The sequence below is a fragment of the Subtercola boreus genome, from assembly GCF_003399625.1.
In the GTDB taxonomy this organism is placed as follows: Bacteria; Actinomycetota; Actinomycetes; order Actinomycetales; family Microbacteriaceae; genus Subtercola; species Subtercola boreus_C.
In genome coordinates this window covers 17363-34033 of record NZ_NBXA01000006.1, presented here as the reverse complement: position 1 = coordinate 34033, position 16671 = coordinate 17363, and the positions used below count along the sequence as shown (strand labels likewise).

16 protein-coding genes and 2 tRNA genes are annotated in these 16671 nt (G+C 67.8%); 5 read left to right on the top strand and 13 right to left on the bottom strand.

Translation table 11 applies throughout. The features are described from left to right. Positions 1-70 precede the first annotated feature (70 nt). The gene (locus B7R21_RS03225; RefSeq protein ID WP_116281819.1) at positions 71-826 is read left to right on the top strand and encodes a DUF4190 domain-containing protein; all 756 of its coding nucleotides are present in this window, start codon (positions 71-73) and stop codon (positions 824-826) included. A gap of 63 nt (positions 827-889) precedes the next feature. Here the strand turns inward: B7R21_RS03225 and B7R21_RS03220 are convergent. Both B7R21_RS03220 and B7R21_RS03215 read right to left on the bottom strand, forming a co-directional pair. Next, positions 890-963 (bottom strand) — tRNA-Met (locus tag B7R21_RS03220). A gap of 45 nt (positions 964-1008) precedes the next feature. After that, positions 1009-1080: transfer RNA gene (locus B7R21_RS03215), tRNA-Thr, on the bottom strand. 100 nt (positions 1081-1180) lie between these two features. On the opposite strand from B7R21_RS03215, the gene B7R21_RS03210 reads away from it, so the two are divergent. Continuing rightward, positions 1181-2953, top strand: a complete 1773-nt coding sequence (locus B7R21_RS03210; RefSeq protein ID WP_116281818.1) for a glycoside hydrolase family 13 protein — start codon at positions 1181-1183, stop codon at positions 2951-2953. A 136-nt stretch (positions 2954-3089) separates the two neighbouring features. On the opposite strand, the gene B7R21_RS03205 is transcribed toward B7R21_RS03210, so the two are convergent. Next, complete coding sequence (locus B7R21_RS03205) at positions 3090-3917, bottom strand: inositol monophosphatase family protein (protein ID WP_116281817.1); 828 nt, start codon at positions 3915-3917, stop codon at positions 3090-3092. Between the two features lie 203 nt (positions 3918-4120). Beyond that, entirely contained in the window at positions 4121-4618 is a 498-nt protein-coding gene (locus tag B7R21_RS19950; protein WP_172592031.1) for a hypothetical protein, read from the bottom strand. A gap of 142 nt (positions 4619-4760) precedes the next feature. Here B7R21_RS19950 and B7R21_RS03195 point away from each other — a divergent pair, with 142 nt between their 5' ends. Further along, positions 4761-6044 carry a DUF4214 domain-containing protein gene (locus B7R21_RS03195; protein ID WP_116281816.1) on the top strand — a complete coding sequence of 428 codons (1284 nt, stop codon included), beginning with the start codon at positions 4761-4763 and terminating at the stop codon, positions 6042-6044. Between the two features lie 58 nt (positions 6045-6102). Here B7R21_RS03195 and B7R21_RS03190 read toward each other — a convergent pair whose 3' ends face one another. The 3 genes from B7R21_RS03190 to B7R21_RS03180 are packed head-to-tail and all read right to left on the bottom strand — an operon-like array spanning position 6103 to position 8519. Further along, positions 6103-6846 (bottom strand): SDR family NAD(P)-dependent oxidoreductase, encoded by a 744-nt coding sequence (locus B7R21_RS03190; RefSeq protein WP_116281815.1) that lies wholly within the window; start codon positions 6844-6846, stop codon positions 6103-6105. A gap of 9 nt (positions 6847-6855) precedes the next feature. Beyond that, positions 6856-7692: a fumarylacetoacetate hydrolase family protein gene (locus tag B7R21_RS03185; RefSeq protein WP_116281814.1), complete on the bottom strand. Its 837-nt coding sequence runs from the start codon at positions 7690-7692 to the stop codon at positions 6856-6858. Positions 7693-7751: 59 nt separating this feature from the next. Further along, positions 7752-8519, bottom strand: a complete 768-nt coding sequence (locus B7R21_RS03180; RefSeq protein ID WP_116281813.1) for a FadR/GntR family transcriptional regulator — start codon at positions 8517-8519, stop codon at positions 7752-7754. Between the two features lie 135 nt (positions 8520-8654). On the opposite strand from B7R21_RS03180, the gene B7R21_RS03175 reads away from it, so the two are divergent. Continuing rightward, positions 8655-9767: a mandelate racemase/muconate lactonizing enzyme family protein gene (locus B7R21_RS03175; protein ID WP_253259612.1), complete on the top strand. Its 1113-nt coding sequence runs from the start codon at positions 8655-8657 to the stop codon at positions 9765-9767. A gap of 26 nt (positions 9768-9793) precedes the next feature. On the opposite strand, the gene B7R21_RS03170 is transcribed toward B7R21_RS03175, so the two are convergent. The 5 genes from B7R21_RS03170 to B7R21_RS03150 all read right to left on the bottom strand — a co-directional run bounded on the left by B7R21_RS03170 (position 9794) and on the right by B7R21_RS03150 (position 14864). Then, on the bottom strand, positions 9794-10741 hold the full coding sequence (locus tag B7R21_RS03170; RefSeq protein WP_172592030.1) for an aldo/keto reductase: 948 nt from the start codon (positions 10739-10741) through the stop codon (positions 9794-9796). Beyond that, positions 10734-11567 (bottom strand): amidohydrolase family protein, encoded by an 834-nt coding sequence (locus B7R21_RS03165; RefSeq protein WP_172592029.1) that lies wholly within the window; start codon positions 11565-11567, stop codon positions 10734-10736. Before B7R21_RS03165 ends, B7R21_RS03170 begins: the two co-directional genes overlap by 8 nt. Before the next feature lie 58 nt (positions 11568-11625). Then, positions 11626-12573: a carbohydrate ABC transporter permease gene (locus B7R21_RS03160; protein WP_116281809.1), complete on the bottom strand. Its 948-nt coding sequence runs from the start codon at positions 12571-12573 to the stop codon at positions 11626-11628. Continuing rightward, a complete protein-coding gene (locus tag B7R21_RS03155; RefSeq protein ID WP_253259611.1) occupies positions 12560-13402 on the bottom strand; it encodes a carbohydrate ABC transporter permease in 843 nt (280 codons plus the stop codon). Before B7R21_RS03155 ends, B7R21_RS03160 begins: the two co-directional genes overlap by 14 nt. Before the next feature lie 109 nt (positions 13403-13511). After that, on the bottom strand, positions 13512-14864 hold the full coding sequence (locus tag B7R21_RS03150; RefSeq protein WP_116281807.1) for an ABC transporter substrate-binding protein: 1353 nt from the start codon (positions 14862-14864) through the stop codon (positions 13512-13514). A gap of 155 nt (positions 14865-15019) precedes the next feature. On the opposite strand from B7R21_RS03150, the gene B7R21_RS03145 reads away from it, so the two are divergent. Continuing rightward, on the top strand, positions 15020-15775 hold the full coding sequence (locus B7R21_RS03145) for a FadR/GntR family transcriptional regulator (protein WP_116281806.1): 756 nt from the start codon (positions 15020-15022) through the stop codon (positions 15773-15775). A 53-nt stretch (positions 15776-15828) separates the two neighbouring features. Here the strand turns inward: B7R21_RS03145 and B7R21_RS19660 are convergent, their stop codons facing one another. Next, a complete protein-coding gene (locus B7R21_RS19660) occupies positions 15829-16623 on the bottom strand; it encodes a hypothetical protein (RefSeq protein ID WP_147305788.1) in 795 nt (264 codons plus the stop codon). Positions 16624-16671 lie beyond the last annotated feature (48 nt).

Sequence of the window (16671 nt, the reverse complement as noted above, 5' to 3'; positions counted from 1 at the left end):
GCGCGCCGGGTGCCTGCGGATCGGGCCCGGTCATGCCAGAGTTAGGAGGGTTCACGCCACGAGGAGTCCCATGTCGACCGTTCCCCCGCCACCACCGCCCCCGCCCGCCGGAGACGTACCGCCGTACGCCGCCCCGGGTGCCGGATCCGCTCCGCAGCCCGGGTATCCCGCGGCCAAGGGCCCCGACAACTACAACGTGCTGGCGATCGTCTCGCTCGTCACGGCGTTCTTCGTCTCGCTCGCCGCGGTCGTCACCGGGCATATCGCCCTCCGCCAGATCAAGCGCACCCAGCAGAAGGGCCGAGGCCTCGCCATCGCAGGGCTCATCCTGGGGTACCTCGGGATCCTGGCCGGCATCATCACCATCATCGCTCTGGTCGTGGTCTTCGCCGTCGCCGGCAACAAGATCGCCACCGACCCCGACTTCGGTTCGGGCGCCGGCAGCACGATCGAGCCCTTCCCGTCCGCGACCACCGACCCCGGCGCATCCGGAGCCCAGACCACCGCCGAGGCGTGCGGGCTGCTCTACTCGGCCGTGCAGGCCGATGCGGCGAACCTCAGCGAGAACCTCTCCGAATTGCAGAGCGACCCTGCCGCGGCCGTCACGGCCCTGCAGAAACTGTCGACCGACTTCGACGCGGGTCTCACCCAGATCACCGACCCCGATGTCTACAGCGCTGGGAACCAGGCGAACACCTCGCTGAAGACCATGATCGCCGACATCCAGGCCCTCACCGCGGACCCGACCGCCGGCAACAGCACGATCCTCGACGACGCCCAGGCCGTGCAGCAGGACTTCGCGGCGATCGACACCGTCTGCAGCTGACCCGCGACCCACACGCCGCAGAACGAAAGAAGGCCCCGAGACGGCGAGATCTCGGGGCCTTCGTAGCGGGAGCGGGAATTGAACCCGCGACACCACGATTATGAGCCGTGTGCTCTAACCAACTGAGCTACCCCGCCCTGGGCTCCGGGCAGGCGACGCTTTCTCGCCCAGACCGGATCCGGAGCCCCCTGTGGGAATCGGACCCACTACCTCTTCCTTACCAAGGAAGTGCTCTACCAATGAGCTAAGGGGGCGCACTCGGCCACCCTTCAGAAGGGCGGCTTTTGGCACCGTAAGAGAATAGCATCACACGGGGCATCAGAAAGACCCGGCCTGTCCCATTAGGGTTTTATCATGACAACCGAGTTGAATCCCGAAATCGGCGAGCCCACAGAAACAGTGACCCTGGGGTCGGTCGACCCCCTCACACTGGTGGGGACCGGTTCCGAATGGTGGCGGTCCGCCGTCATCTACCAGATCTACCCGCGGTCGTTCGCCGACTCCGACGGTGACGGTCTGGGCGACCTGGCCGGCATCACGAGCCGCCTCGACTCGCTGAAGGAACTGGGCGTCGACGCCATCTGGCTGTCCCCCTTCTTCACCTCTCCCCAGCACGACGCCGGGTACGACGTGGCCGACTACTGCGACGTCGATCCGCGGTTCGGCACCCTCGCCGACTTCGACACACTGCTGGCCGCGAGCCACGCCGAGGGCATTCGGGTGATCGTGGATCTCGTCCCGAACCACACGTCGTGGGACCACGAGTGGTTCCAGGCGGCGCTCGCCGCGCCCGAGGGCAGCCCTGAGCGCGAGCGTTACATGTTCCGCGATGGCCTCGGCGAGAACGGCGACACTCCGCCGAACAACTGGGAGTCGGTGTTCGGCGGCCCGATGTGGAGCCGCATCACGAACCCCGACGGCACACCCGGCCAGTGGTACCTGCACATCTTCGACATCTCGCAGCCCGACCTGAACTGGGAGAACGAGTGGGTGCGGGAACAGTTCCGCGACATCCTGCGCTTCTGGCTCGACCGCGGTGTCGACGGATTCCGGGTGGATGTCGCGCACGGCCTCATCAAAGAAGACGGCCTGCCCGACTACACGCCTCCGGCCGAGGCGGGCAGCATGGGCGGTGGGGCGATCCCGCTCGAGGTGCCGCCGGAAGATCTCGACGACATCCCCACCCCGCCCTACTGGGCGCAGGATGGCGTGCACGAGATCTACCGCGACTGGAACGCCGTGCTGAACGAGTACGACGGCGAGCGGGTGCTCTGCGCCGAGGCCTGGGTCGAACCGCTGAACAAGCTGGCCCGCTGGGTGCGCCCCGATGAAATGCACCAGGCGTTCAACTTCACCTACCTGTCGGCGAACTGGTCGGCCGAGGAGCTCCGGCTCGTCATCGACACGTCGATCGCCTCGTTCGCGACCGTCGGCGCGCCGAGCACGTGGGTGCTCTCGAACCACGATGTGATCCGGCACGCCACCCGCCTCTCGCTCGGCCCCGGCCACCTGCAGGGCGACGGCATCGGCCCGCGCGACGAGGATCGGCCGGATCCTGTCTCGGGCGTGCGCCGTGCGCGTGCCGCCTCAGCCGTCATGCTGGCCCTCCCCGGCAGCGCCTACATCTACCAGGGCGAAGAGCTCGGTCTCCCCGAGTCGATCGACCTCCCCGATGCGGCCCGGCAGGATCCGACCTGGTTCCGCACGCACGGAGAACGCTACGGACGCGATGGATGTCGCGTGCCGATCCCGTGGGAGGCAGGCGCCCCCAGCTACGGTTTCGGCCCTGCCGATGCGGCCTGGCTGCCGCAGCCCGAGGGCTGGGACGAGTACGCCCGAGACTCGCAGAGCGGCGTGCCCGGCTCCACGCTGGAGCTCTACAAGCTGGCGCTCGCGCTCCGCGGCGAGAACGACCTCGGGTTCGGCCGCGTCGAGTGGCTCGACGACCTCGGATTCGGCAGCGACGTGCTGGCCTTCAGGAACGGTGACGTCACTGTGGTCGCGAACACCGGCACCACGCCGGTCGAGCTGCCCCTCGAGGGTCTCGGTGAGCTGCTGCTCTCGAGCGCGCCCGTCGACGAGGCCGTGCTGCCGGCCGACACGACGGTCTGGCTGCGCTCCGCGTAGCCGCCCGCCTGCCCCGTCCCGTTCCGCCCCGTCCCACCCTGTCCCGCCGCCACCGAACCTGATCGAGTGGGCAGTTCGGGCCCTCGGGCCCGGCTTTTCGGGCCCGAACCGCCCACTCGATTGCAGCACAGAGGGGTCAGAGGCCGGCCTCGGCGAAGAGGGCCGCGATGAGAGGCTCGAGGCGGGCTGCGAGGGCCGGCTCGGCGGCGAGGGTGAAGTCGGCCGAAGCCGGCGCTCCGCCGAATCCGGCGACGTGCGCCCCGGCCTCGCGGGCGACCAGGGCGCCCGCGGCATGATCCCACGGCTTCAGCCCGCGTTCGAAGTAGCCGTCGTACCGTCCGGCCGCCACCGAACAGAGATCGAGCGCTGCCGAACCCATCCGCCGGATGTCGCGCACCTGCGGCAGCAGCTCCGCCAGCACCAGCCCCTGCTTCGCGCGGGTCTCGGAGCTGTAGGAGAACCCCGTCGCGACGAGGGCCTGGGAGAGGTCGGTCGGCGGATTCACGTGCAGCTGGGCATCGCCGAGAAAGGCGCCCCCGGCATCCGACGCCGTGAAGACCTCGCCCACCAGCGGATTCACGACGCAGCCGGCCAGAGCACGCCACGTCAGGGGGTCGGCATCGCCCTCGACGACGGCGATGCTGACGTTCCACGCGGGGATGCCGTAGAGGTAGTTGACGGTTCCGTCGATCGGATCGACGACCCAGGTGAGGCCCGAGCTGCCGGTCGAGGCACTGTCGGTCGACTCCTCGCCGAGAAAGCCGTCATCCGGACGCACGGCGAGGAGGGAGCTGCGGATGAACGCCTCGACCTCCCGGTCGGCGAAAGTGACGATGTCTTCGGCCGTCGTCTTGCTCGCCGCCACCTGCACACCCTCTCTTCGACGCCGGGCGGCGAGGGCGGCCGCGTCGACGGCGATGGATCGGGCGATCTCGAGAAGGGAGCCAAGGGAGTCAGATGTCATTTGCTTCGACGGTAGCGCATCGCCCCTTATCGCAGTTTTCCGGCCCCGCCGCAAGGCTCGAGAATACTGTTGACGGGCTTGTCGGCTCACTCCTAAGCTGACGGTGTCTTCCGACCCGGCCCCTGTCGAGGATCACGAGCCACCAGCGTGCCCTCCAGTCCTGCGACGACGAAGGGCACGTTGGTCCTCGGACTCTACGCCGCTCAGCCCGCGCTGACCGTGACGCCGACGGATCCGCAGCGAGTGCTCAGGTCGGTGAAGAGCTGCTGGCCCGTCTCCATGCCCGCGCTGCTCGTGTCGCCGGCCAGCGCGACGAGCTGGGCCATGTCCGAGGCCAGCGGCTGCCAGGCGGCATCTCCCGCCGCGGCGACGGCGGCCTGCTGGGCGGCACCGGCCTGCGTCACGGGGAAGGTCGCGGCATCCTCGGACAGGCTCGACTGCCACGAGGTGCAGGCGCCGACGATCGTGGCGAGCGGGGTGGCGGTCGTCGGCTGGGGTTCGGGCACAGACGTCGGCGAGACGCTGGGCGCGGGCGTCGCCGGAGCCGTGGCCGGAGCCGTGGGGGTCGCCGAGGGCGTGAAGGTCGGCATCGGCGTGGCCGTCGATCCTGTCGCCGACGGTGTCGCAGAACTGCCCCCAGGGGCCTTGTCGCCCGCGCATCCCGCGAGCAGCAACACTCCGACCAGTGCTACCGGAACCATCCACCGCATAATTCTCCCTGCGCCATATGCTGTACGACGTTCATGCTCCAAGAGACATATTGCGCGCCGCATGTCAGTATGAAGCTATCGCATCTTGACCCCCATCTGGGTGGGGACACCCGTGAGACCGAAAGCTCCACATATGACAGACGCACGACGAAGGCGCCACTGGGTTGCTGTGGCGACGGTTCTCGCCGTGTTCGGGGCGAGTATCCTCGGCCTTGCACCGCTTTCGGCGACCGCCGCCGTGAGCCAGCCGGCGGTCTCCAGCAACCCCATCGAGCTCGCCCAGGCGCTGGTCAGGGCTCAGCAGAACGGTGACTTCAGAACGAATCCGAGCGCCATCTTCGACCGTGAGATCGCGCCTCTCGCAATCGGCCAGGCCATTGCAGGCTGCGCCCTCGACGTCCGGATCCTGCAGGTTCTCGTTCTGACCGTTCAGAACTTCGGCTCCCTCACCGTCTCCGACCTGCAGCGGCCCTGCATCGGGTCGAACCTGAACTGCGGGGCTCCCACCTACTCGGTGCACTGCCTGAACCCCGGCGAGGCCATCGACTTCACCAGTATCGGAGGCCGGGGCCTGAACGGCTCCAACGCGGCCACGTTCGAGCTGCTGCGCTTTCTCGACTCCTTCGTTCCGCGGGGCACCAACGCTGGGCAGGCGAACTGCCGGAGCGGCCTGTCACTGGCCAACATCAACCAGTTCTCCGACTCGTGCAACCATCAGCACGTCGATTTCCGCAATACGAACGCACCCCTGAACGTGACGGAAGCGGTGGGCACACTCCCCTCGCTCGACGCCAGTGGGGCCTACACCGCGGCGCTCTACAAGGACTACCTGAGCCGCGACGCCTCGAGCGACGACCGCGTCTGGTGGGGCCGGCAGCTGGCGACGGGATCACCGCGTACCATCGTCTCCGACGCCTTCGTGAACAGCGACGAGTACCGTCTGATCCGCATCGATGCCGCCTACCGGAACATCCTCGGCCGGGCCGCGGAGGACGGCGGCCGCATGTTCTGGCTGGCGCTGATGCAGTCCGGTTCGATCACAACCGACGACATCGAGACCCAGCTCTACGCCTCCGACGAGTTCTACGCCCTGCACACGCGCACGGACACCGGCTTCGTCGCCTCGCTCTACTCACTGCTGCTTCACCGCAACGGCTCGGCGGGCGAATACGCGTTCTGGGCGAACCTCGTCGCCCAGAACGGCCGCAGCTGGGTCATCGACCGGTTCTGGGACTCCGCGGAGACGATCAGCGAGCGCGTGAGCCTGATGTACACGCGCTACCTCGGCCGGTCGCCCGATTCGGGCGGATTGGCCAGCTGGGTGGAGTCCGCGCTGCGGCTCGGCGACTCCGGGCTCCGCTCGGGGCTGACGTCGAGCGACGAGTACTACGCGCGGGCGCAGAAGCGGTTCGGCTGAGCAGAGCGCCAGAGCGCAGGGGGTGCTCCGGGATGACCGAAGAGCGCCCCCGCGGGGCTCACCTCCGGATGCGCAGCTCCTGCATGCCCCCATCGATGGCGATGCTCGTGCCCGTGGTCGATCGGCTGCGAGGGCTCGCCAGGTAGGCGATCGCGTCCGCGATCTCCTCGGGCGCCACGAGGCGACCGTGCGGCTGGCGGGCGGCCAGAGCCGCACGCTCGGCGCCGGGGTCGGCTGCCGCACCGAGGAGCCGGCCGACCCAGGGAGTGTCGGCGGTTCCCGGGTTGACGCAGTTCACCCGGATCCCTTCCGCGAGATGGTCGGCGGCCATGGCGCGGGTCAGAGAGAGCACCGCACCCTTCGAAGCGCTGTAGAGCGCCCGCTGCGGGAGGCCCGCCGTCGCGGCGATCGAGCAGGTGTTGACGACGGCGGCGGCGGAGGATGCGCGCAGGTGCGGCAGGGCGGCGCGGGTCACGCGCACCATCCCGATCACGTTGATGTTCAGTACGCGCATCCATTCGTCGTCTGCGTTGTCGTCGACGGCGCCGACCGCACCGATACCGGCGTTGTTCACGACAATGTCGATGCCGCCGAATTCTGCCGCGACGGCCTCGACGGCGGCGCGAACCGAAGCGTCGTCTGCGACGTCGGCCGTGACCGCGAACGCCCGCGGATCGGCCGACTCTGTGTTCAGGTCGAGAACACCGACGCGGGCACCGCGATCGAGGAGCACCGCGACGACAGAGGCGCCGATACCGGAGGCGCCGCCGGTCACGATCGCCGTGAGTCCGTCGAATTCCATCTGTCTCTCCTAAGCCTGGCGGTAGAGCTGGCGTTGGCGGCCGAGCCCGTCGATCTCGATCTCGACCACGTCACCCGCGGCGAGGTAGGGGAACCGCCCGGAGAGGGCGACCCCGGCCGGGGTGCCGGTCATGATCACGTCGCCGGGATCCAGCGCCATGAACTGGCTCAGGTGCCAGATGATGTAGTCGACGTCGAAGATCAGGTCGGCGGTCGTCGAATCCTGCCGTGGTTCGCCGTTCACCCAGCTGCGGAGCCGCACATCGCCCGGATCGAACTCGTCGGCGGTGACCAGCCAGGGGCCGAGGGGGCTGAAGCCCGGCGCCGACTTGCCCTTGCTCCACTGGCCACCCGAGATCTCGAGCTGGAACTCCCGCTCGGAGAGGTCGTTGGCCGCGAGGTAACCGGCTACGTGGGCCGCCGAGTCCCCCGGCGAGTCAAGGTACAGTGCCCGTCGGCCGATCAGCACGGCGAGCTCGACCTCCCAGTCGGTCTTGAGGCTCTTGCGCGGGATGTCGACGTCGTCGTTCGGGCCGCCGACGGTGTTCGGTGTCTTCAGGAACAGGATCGGCAGCGCGGGCGGGGCCGATCCCGATTCGGCGGCATGCGCCGCATAGTTCATGCCGATGCAGAGAATCGCCCCCGGCTTCACCACCGGCGCCCCGATGCGGAGGGCCGCCGCCCCATCGAGTTCGGGGAGGCTCCCGGATGTCCGGGCCGAACGAATGGCCTCGATGGCGTCGAGGTCTCCGAAGTCGGCCGCAACACCGCGGAGATCGAAGTACGTCTCCCCCTCGATGAGCACGGGGATCTCCTGGCCGGGTTCGCCGAGTCGAGCGAGCTTCATGGTGCTTCTCCTTTGAAATGGTACCGCCTTACATCATACATGTGACGTGTGCCAGATCATCAAAGGCCGAGTGGCAGGCGGCGGGCCTCCCAGGAACCCTGGATGTGGTCGAACATCAGGCGCTTCGCCAGCGCGGCGTCCCCGGCGGCCATCGCCCCGAGGATCCCCTCGTGGAAGGCGAGAGAGCGAACGAGAGAGTCGTCAGGGTCCCTTCCGTGGAACCGGCTGCTCTCCGACGCCCGCTGCAGCAGTGTGCGGGCGATGCTCGGCGCGAGCCGGTTCTGGGAGACATCCATCAACAGGGCATGGAATCGCCGGTCGGCTTCGATGAACGTGTCGTGGTCATCCAGCGCAGCGCGCATCTCACCCACGATCGCCCGGAGATTTTCTCGGTCGGCGGATGTCGCCTTCTCGGCAGCCTCGCCGGTCATCTCCGACTCGAGCACAGCCCTCACCTTGCTGAGCTCGTCGAGGATTCCGAGGGCGTCGTCGTGCTCGATCATGGCGCTCAGCACGACCGGGTCGAGGAGATTCCACCTCGTGGGCTCCGTCACCCGGGTTCCGAACCCCTGCACGACGGTCACCAGACCCTTCTCCTCGAGCCGCTTGACGGATTCGCGGATGACAGTTCTGCTGACACCGAACTGCGAGGTGAGCTGCGGCTCGGGGGGCAGGAGGTCGCCCGGCCGGAGCGTTCCGGTCACGATCGCGTCGGTGAGCTGCTGCACGACGATCACCCCCAGGCGGGCCGCGGGCGGGCGCACGGCGATGCTCGGGATGCCCGGAATCACAGGGGACGCGGGGCGATCGGAGGGTTCTTCCTTCATGATTCCCACCTTAATGCGGGCACCGTTGCCGCGGCCATCACAGGGAAGTCGAGACATATGATGTATGCTGTCTTTTGCGTGGACCACTGTCGATTTGCGAGGGCACAAATGAAGATCACACATTACTCCAGCCTCATGACGGTGCATGATTGGGGACGCCCGATCGGAGACGTCAACGGATTCGTCGCAGGCGGAGTGACCGAGGTGCCCATCCTGCTCGTGCACACCGACGGCGGCCTGACAGGCGTCGGAGTGGGCCCGCACTCGGACATCGAACGGATCTTCCCCGCCGTTGTCGGCGAGGATCCCCGCGCCGTGACCGCCCTCTACGACCGGATGCTCGCCCACGTCTTCAAGACCGGCCACGCCGGTGCCACCTTCGGAACCGTCGGCGCCCTCGACATGGCCCTGTGGGACCTGAAGGCGAAGATGGCCGACGAGCCCCTGTGGCGCACGCTCGGAGCCCGCGACCGGTTCGTTCCGGGTTATGCGTCCGGTCTCGACATCGCGCTCAGCGACGACGAGCTCGTCGCCCTGCACCAGCGCTACGCCGACCGCGGCTTCTCGAGCGGCAAGGTGAAGGGCGGGCTCGACCCCGCCACGGACATCCGGCGGCTGAAGGCCGTTCAGAACGTGCTCCGCCAGAACTCCGCGCGGCCCGCCCTGATGCTCGACGCCAACGAGTCCTGGCACCGCAAGCAGGCGGTGCAGTACGTCACCGAGGTGGAGTCCGAGGTGCCGCTGACCTGGATCGAGGAGCCGGTCAGGCGGTGGGATGCCCACGGGAACCGCGCCGTGACGGCCGCCGTGAAGGCATCGCTTGCGACCGGGGAGAACCTCGTCGGGTTGGAGCAGTATCGTCCGCTGCTCGACGCCGGAGCCGTCGACATCGTGCAGACGGGCATGGTCTGGGGAATCACGCACTTCCTCCGGGTCTCCGCGCTGGCCCTTGCGCACGATCTGCCGGTCAGCCCGGTCGGCTACAACTGCAATCCGGTCGCGCACGCCGCCGCAGCCGTGCCGAACCATCTCACCACCGAGGTGCAGGACCTCGAGACCCCGTTCGGCCTGAGGGTCGACCAGACCATCAGCGACGGCGGCATCGTGCTCGGCGACGAGCCGGGCCTCGGCATCACGGTCGACGTGGACGCGCTCGCGACCATCCGCACCACCGCCGGCTGGCGGATCGCCGAGGGCCCCCACGTGCGCCCCGAGCGGGCCGGGCTCCGGATGGTCGCGGAGCAGTAGCCCGCCCGGCGCCGGGCCGGGCACCGCTAGACGCCGAGCGCGCTCCAGAGCGCAGCGGTCGGCCGGCGTTCGAGCAGCTCGACGTTCGCGGCGACCTGCTCCGCCGTGCGCATGCCGACCGCCACGCTCGCGACCTGGGGGTTGAGGAGCGGAAAGGCGATGGCCGCCTGGGGCAGCGTCGTGTCGTGCGCCTCGGCGAGGTCGGCCAGCTCGTTCGCCCGCGCGAGGATCTCGGCGGAGGCCGGCTCGTAGTTGTACTTCGCGCCCGGAAGCGGGCGCGAAGTCGAGAGCAGCCCCGAGTTGAAGACACCGACGGCGACGATCGAGCGCTCCCCCGCCGCCTCGAAGACCCGGTCGGCACCGTGCTGTTCGAGAAGGGTGTAGCGGCCGGCGAGCATCGCCAGGTCGATGTCCGACTCGCGGAAGAGCTGCGCAACAGCCCCGGCCGAATTCGATCCGATGCCGACGGCGCGAACGACGCCCTGCTCCCGCAACTCGATCAGCGCCGCAGCGCCCGTCGTCATGGCATCGTCGATACCGCTCGTGTCGGGGTCGTGCAGGTACAGGATGTCGATGTAGTCGGTGCCGAGACGCTCGAGTGACGCCTCCACCGAGCGCAACACGCCGTCGCGGGAGAAGTCCCACTCGCGACGGAGGTCCCCGGGAACGGCGAACCCCTCGGTGTCGGATTCCGTGGGGTTCTCGTTCGGCACGACCAGCCGCCCGACCTTCGTCGAGAGCACATAGTCCGCGCGCGGGTGGGCGCCGAGCGCTGCCCCGAGCCGCCTCTCGGAGAGCCCGAGGCCGTAGTGGGGCGCCGTGTCGAAGTACCGGATGCCCAGGCGCCAGGCTTCGGCGACACTCGAGTGCGCATCCGACTCGCTGGTGACCGTGTAGAGGTTGCCGAGGGAGGCCCCGCCGAAGGCGAGCTCGGTGAGCCGGATGCCGGTTCCGTGTAGGGCGCGATCACGCATGGTGCTCCTCCAGGTAGACGCGTTCTGCGGTGCCGCCGAAGACGTTGTCGTGCAGGGCGGTCGGCACCAGTTCCCGCACGATGTCGACCCAGGATGGCGCATCCGATGCCAGCGTCACGAGTGGCCAGTCGCTGCCGAACATGACGCGTGACGGCCCGAAGTGGTCGAGGGCCACGTCGACGGGCTCCCGCAGATCATCGACCGACCAGTTCGACCAGTCGGTCTGCAGAGTGAGCCCGGAGAGCTTGACGACGACATTCTCATGACGGGCCAGGGAGCCGAGATCGTGGCGCCACCCTGCCAGGTCGCCCGAGGTGAGGGGCGGATTGCCGAGGTGGTCGAGCACGAACCGGGTTCGGGGATGCGCCGCGACGGCGTGCTCCGCGATGCCGAGCTGGTCTGCCCGCACCACCAGGTCGAAGGGCAGCCCGGCATCGCCGAGAGCCGCGAGGTCGACGGTGGGCCGGAGCAGCCACTCGGGGTCGAGGTCGAGGTGCGCCAGGTGACGGATGCCCAGCAGGCGGTGCCCGCCCGGCTGCTCCCGGAGCGCGGCCAGCTGGGCCGCGACATCCTGCTCCAGGTCGATCCAGCCGATCACGCCGAGAACGGCACGCCCGTCGACGAGCGAGAGGAGGTCGACACTCTCCTGCGTGTCGTTGACCGACTGCACGAGCACAGCGCCGTCGATGCCCGACTGCCGCTGCATGAGAGCCAGGTCCTCGAACCAGAAGTCGCGGTCGATGACGGCCATCGAGGCCGGGTCGATCCACGGCTGGGGCGTGCGGGAACGCCTCCAGAGGTGAGCGTGCGTGTCGATGACCCTCACGGCCGGTGCACCCTCCCACCGGGCGCCGGTGCTCCGGCAGGCGAAGTGGCGCCGCCGGTCATCCCTTCGTTCCACCGGCTGTCATGCCCGTCACGAGGAATCGCTGCGAGAACAGGAAGATGATGAGCACCGGAGCCACCGAGACGATCGTTGCGAGAGCGAGCACGGGCAGGCCGATCGTGACCGAGCCGGCCGACGTGGGATTGAACAGCGGCACGTTCGAGAGCAACTCGGCGAGCCCCACCTGCACGGGCGACTTCCGCCCGGGCTCCGTGACGAACGGCAGGAAGTAGTTGTTCCAGTTGCCCACCAGGTTGAAGAACCCGACCAGGGCGATCACCGGGGTCGCCAGCGGCATCGCCACCTGCCAGAACACCCGGAGCTCCCCCGCACCGTCGATGCGCGCGGCGTCGAGGAGGTCGCGCGAGATGCTCGTCGAGAAGTAGATGTAGGTGAGGTAGACCCCGAACGGGAAGAACGAGAACGGCAGGATCACCGCGAGCGGGGATCCGATCAGTTTCACCGCACTCAATTCGAGGAAGATCGGCAGTACCAGCGCGGTGTTCGGAATCAGCATCACGACAAGCGTGGTGATGAGCAGGGTGCGGCGCAGCTTGAAGTCGGTCATCGCCAGCGCGTAACCGGCGGGGATCGAGACCACTAGGGTGAGCACGAGCGCCGAGACGGTGTAGAGCGCCGAGTTGCCGAGCCACACCCAGATGATGCCGTTCTGGAACTGCGCCAGCTGGGTGAAGTTGTCGCCGAGCGCCTGGAGCGACCCGAAGCTGAACGGAGGGTCGAGCAGCAGCTGGCGGGACGTCTTCGTGGGCGCCAGCAGCAACCAGGCGATCGGCAGAACGAAGAAGATCAGGAAGAAGCCGGCGACCACGAACGCGAGCGCGCGTTTGACCCAGCGCCCGGGGGCGAACCCGGTGACGCTTGGCGCCGGAGCTGCTGCCGGCGCCCTTTTCGCAGGCCGGGTGGCGGTCAGACTATTCGCGCTCAAAGAGGCCTCCACGGAAGACGAAGAATGCGGCGAGGCCCACGGCCACGACGAGAAGGATGAGCGAGATGGCCGCCGAGCCGTTGAAGTCCTTCTGGCTGAACGCGTAGAGGTAGGCGAGCTGGTTCAGCGAGTAGTCCGGCGGCACCACGCCCTTCGAGGCCTGGGAGAGCACGCGCGGTTCGACGAAGAGCTGCGTTCCCGCCGCGAGCGCCATGATGCCCATGTAGGAGATCCACTTGCGGAGCATCGGGATCTGGATGTACCAGGCCGTGCCGATCGGGCCGGCACCGTCGATTCGGGCGGCCTCCATCACTTCTTCGCTGATGTTGTTCAGGGCGCCGTACATGATGACGATCCAGCCGCCGGCACCCGTCCAGAACGCGATGATCGTGAAGATCACCGGCAGGTTGTCGATCGAGACCGTCTGCACGAAGGAGTCGAGCCCCATCCCCCGCAGCACGAAGGCGACGGGGCTGACGGTCGGGTCGAGCAGGAACAGCCAGAGCAGCACGCTCGACGCACCGGCCAGCGCCCCCGGGATGTAGTAGAGGAACCGCACGCTGGTCGAGAGCCACCGGGAACGCACCGCGTGCACGATGAGCGCGAGCAGAACGACGAACAGGATCAGGCAGACGAGGTAGACCACGAGGTACAGGGCGACGTGCTGCACGGCGGGGAAGAAGCGGTAGTCGCCGAAGACCTTCGAGAAGTTGTCGAGACCGACGAACGAGCCGTTCTTGGTGAAGGCCAGGAAGATGGCGTAGAGCGTCGGCAGCACACCGAAAGCGAGGAGCAGGATGCCGTAGCCGCTGGAGAACGCGTAGCCCATGACGGTCTGGGAACGATCGGGGCGTCGTCGCCCCTGCGCGGCCTGCTGCCGACCCTGTGGGGAGTCGACAGCAGGCGCGATCAGTGTGCTGGAAGAGATGAGCTTTTCCTTACTTCACCGTGTAGCCCTGGACCTGGGCTTCGTTCTTGATCTCCGCTTCCCAGGCCGGCACGAGATCGGCGACGGACTTGCCTGCCGCGAGTCCCGGGATCACGATGCTGGAGTACGCGGTCTCCGGGCTGAAGCTCGGGAATCCCCAGCCGTCCCAGACACTGCTTGCCGCGGTGTTCACGGCCCCGGCGAAGTCTCCCACGAAGTAGCCACTGCCCGACTGGGTTTTCAGCCACGCGTCGGACGTCGCGGTGTAGGCCGGGAGCCCGGAGGCGAGTTCGGCGGCCTTGTCGGAGCTGACCGCGTACTTCAGGAAGTCCGCGACAGCCTTGAGGTTCTTCGAATGGCTCGAGGCGTACCAGACACCGCCACCGACGTTGCCGGTCACCTTGTCTTCACCGTTCCAGTAGAGAGGAGCAGCAGCACCGATCTCACCGGCGGGCACGTTCAGGCCGGCCGTGTTCTGGAAGACAGCTCCCGAATACCAGGCCGGGCCGGGGATCGCGACGAGCTTGTCGGAGTAGCTGGCGAAGTTCGCCCCGAACACGCTGTCCTGCACGAGCGTCTTGTTGGCGATCATGTGGTCGAGCAGGGCCGTCATGCGCTTCGAGTGGTCGTCGGCGAAGTTCGTCGAGAACGCGTCGCCGTCGACCTGGAAGATCGGCGCCTGCGCACCCCAGTAGTAGACGTACGTCCCCGTGAAGCCGTCACCGACGGAGCCGAGGATGTAGCCGGGGTGGTCGGCGGCGAGCTTGTCACTGAGCGCCTCGTACTCCTCCCACGTGGTGGGCACGGTGTAGCCGAACTGGTCGAGCAGCTTCTGGTTGTACCAGAGCACCACGGGGGCGAGGTCGTTCCGGAGACCGTAGACGGTTCCGTCGACGGTCATCGGCGCATTCGCTCCGGCGGTGAACCCGCTGAGGAACGAGTCATCCAGCACTCCCTTGTTCAGGGGCGCCGCGAAGGCCTGCACACCGTTCGACTCCTGCGCAGCCCAGGAGGCATCGTTGGTCTGGGTCGAGAACACCACGTCGGGCCAGCCCTCCCCGGACTGGTCGAAGAGCGCCATCTTCGTCTTGAACGAGTCGCTGCCGCCAGCGTTGCCGTCGTAGGTCTCGATGGTGATCGGGATGTCGGGATTGGCCGCCTTGAACGCCGTGGCGATCGGCTCCCTGGCCGCGTCGACCCAGACGGTGATCGGGCTGTCCGCGACCTGTTCGACGCTCTGGAAACCCAGACCGCTGTCCGAGGCGCCCGTGTCGCCGCCCGAACAGGCTGAGAGGAGCCCGACCGTGGCCACCGCAGCGGTGACTGCGAGGAGGCGAGCGAAACGACGATGCTGTGATGCCATATCGTGTCCTTTTCAGGTCGACGTCATTGACGACTGCGCGCCATCTTTGGCGGCTGACGCAATTAGATCATACATGTGATGTTTACGCAATCGATCGGTTCGACGCCCGTTCTACGGGGCTAGGACGGCGGATGATCGCTCCCTAGACTGAGCGCATGTCCCAGCCTGACACGTCTCGAACAGACACCCTCCGCCCCCTCGGCATCCGGCAGGCGCCCGCCGCCCGGTTCGGCGTGCAGGTCGTGCACGACCTCGTCGCAGCGATCGTCACCGGTTCCGTGGCCGAGGGCCAGGTGCTGCCACCGGAGGCCGACCTGGCTGCGCAGTTCGGGGTCAGTCGCACGGTCATCCGCGAGTCGGTGAAGCGGCTCGAGGAGAAAGGGCTGGTGATCGTGTCGCAGGGGCGGGGCACGGAGGTCGCCGCCCGGGAGCAGTGGAACGTGCTCGACCGCGTCGTCATCTCCACCATGATCGAGAACGACAGCACCCTCGGCATCCTCGACGAACTCGCCGTGGTGCGGAGCGAACTCGAGTCGTCGATGGCCGGCCGGGCCGCCCTCCGGCGCACCCGGGCACAACTCGAGGAGCTTCGAGCGGCGTTCGACGCGATGAGCGCAGCCGTCGACGATCCCGACCTCTTCTCGCAGACAGACCAGGCCTTCCACGCCCTCCTGATGGAGATCTCGGGCAATGATCTCGCCCGGTCCATCGCCCGCACGCTGCTCCGGCGCGCCAGCGAGAACTTCCGCTTCCACGGCGCTCCGGGCGCAGACGCCTTCGCCCTGACGCTCGACGAGCACCGAGCCGTGCTCGACGGTGTCGAGGATGGGGACCCCGGTGCGTCATCCGAAGCGATGCGTTCCCACATCACGCGCTCCTGGGAGCGCCGCCGCCTCCCCCGCCCGGAGTGACCGCCCGGGCCCCCGTCTGTCGATGTCTCACCCCGCTGCGAGCCTCCGCTGAGTCACGGACGTGGCCTCATCGCCAGAGTACGACGCACTCGATCGAGCGCCTCAAGCTCATCCGCAGCGCCAGAACTGATGCTCCGAACAAGAAGCGTCACATCTCTGAGCCGTCGTGCGTGGTCCACCCGAAACGTTTGCTCGTGATGACCGATTCGGTTTCGAAGTCGCCGGAGGCGTTCAAGTGCGTGCCCCGCGGCATAGGCGTTCTGCACGGAGACTGGAACACCCGGCGAAAGCTGCCCCTGCCATCCTCTCGTGAAGTCCGCACTTAGCAACGGGAACGCCGAACGCGTCGCATGGAGCCAGAGATTCTCGCGGCCAGTGAAGCCGGATCCGTTGGTTGCGCGGCGCGCGGGAGCGTCCTGCGGCAGCAAAAAGCAGATGCTCCCGAAATCAAGCTGCGCCACTCGATCGTCGAGAGAGACGATCACTCCATGACGAGAGTGCCACGCCGAACGCTTGAGTACCGCCTGCGTCGCTCGCTGGCGGGAGCGTTTCGCGGATTGCGCGACCAAGCCAGCCAGCGGGGCGCTGCTGTCCTCGAGCCAGTCCTCAGATCGACCCTCGCGAATGTTCCACGCGCGAAGAGAGAGATCAAGAGCATTGCGAACTATCGCTTCCGTGAAGGCGAGCGTCTCGTACCAAGCCGAACCGAGCGAGACCTGCCAGACATAGAGAGCAGCCACCGCGGGTCGGCTCACACTGGTCGGGGATACGCCCGCGAGGCGCGCCCACTCCGATTCGTAGGACGACAGACGGGCCGGGTGGAGTGCTGCAACGAGTTTCTCAGGCATAACGAGGATTACTCTACAACCGCAAGAACCCCGCACGTGGCGGGGTTC

What these genes read in the sequence shown, in the direction of transcription:
- B7R21_RS03225 (WP_116281819.1), top strand. Translation starts at nt 71, where the DNA reads ATGTCGACCGTTCCCCCGCCACCACCGCCCCCGCCCGCCGGAGACGTA.
- B7R21_RS03210 (WP_116281818.1), top strand. Translation starts at nt 1,181, where the DNA reads ATGACAACCGAGTTGAATCCCGAAATCGGCGAGCCCACAGAAACAGTG.
- B7R21_RS03205 (WP_116281817.1), bottom strand. Translation starts at nt 3,917, where the DNA reads ATGACATCTGACTCCCTTGGCTCCCTTCTCGAGATCGCCCGATCCATC.
- B7R21_RS19950 (WP_172592031.1), bottom strand. Translation starts at nt 4,618, where the DNA reads ATGGTTCCGGTAGCACTGGTCGGAGTGTTGCTGCTCGCGGGATGCGCG.
- B7R21_RS03195 (WP_116281816.1), top strand. Translation starts at nt 4,761, where the DNA reads ATGACAGACGCACGACGAAGGCGCCACTGGGTTGCTGTGGCGACGGTT.
- B7R21_RS03190 (WP_116281815.1), bottom strand. Translation starts at nt 6,846, where the DNA reads ATGGAATTCGACGGACTCACGGCGATCGTGACCGGCGGCGCCTCCGGT.
- B7R21_RS03185 (WP_116281814.1), bottom strand. Translation starts at nt 7,692, where the DNA reads ATGAAGCTCGCTCGACTCGGCGAACCCGGCCAGGAGATCCCCGTGCTC.
- B7R21_RS03180 (WP_116281813.1), bottom strand. Translation starts at nt 8,519, where the DNA reads ATGAAGGAAGAACCCTCCGATCGCCCCGCGTCCCCTGTGATTCCGGGC.
- B7R21_RS03175 (WP_253259612.1), top strand. Translation starts at nt 8,655, where the DNA reads ATGACGGTGCATGATTGGGGACGCCCGATCGGAGACGTCAACGGATTC.
- B7R21_RS03170 (WP_172592030.1), bottom strand. Translation starts at nt 10,741, where the DNA reads ATGCGTGATCGCGCCCTACACGGAACCGGCATCCGGCTCACCGAGCTC.
- B7R21_RS03155 (WP_253259611.1), bottom strand. Translation starts at nt 13,402, where the DNA reads ATGGGCTACGCGTTCTCCAGCGGCTACGGCATCCTGCTCCTCGCTTTC.
- B7R21_RS03150 (WP_116281807.1), bottom strand. Translation starts at nt 14,864, where the DNA reads ATGGCATCACAGCATCGTCGTTTCGCTCGCCTCCTCGCAGTCACCGCT.
- B7R21_RS03145 (WP_116281806.1), top strand. Translation starts at nt 15,020, where the DNA reads ATGTCCCAGCCTGACACGTCTCGAACAGACACCCTCCGCCCCCTCGGC.
- B7R21_RS19660 (WP_147305788.1), bottom strand. Translation starts at nt 16,623, where the DNA reads ATGCCTGAGAAACTCGTTGCAGCACTCCACCCGGCCCGTCTGTCGTCC.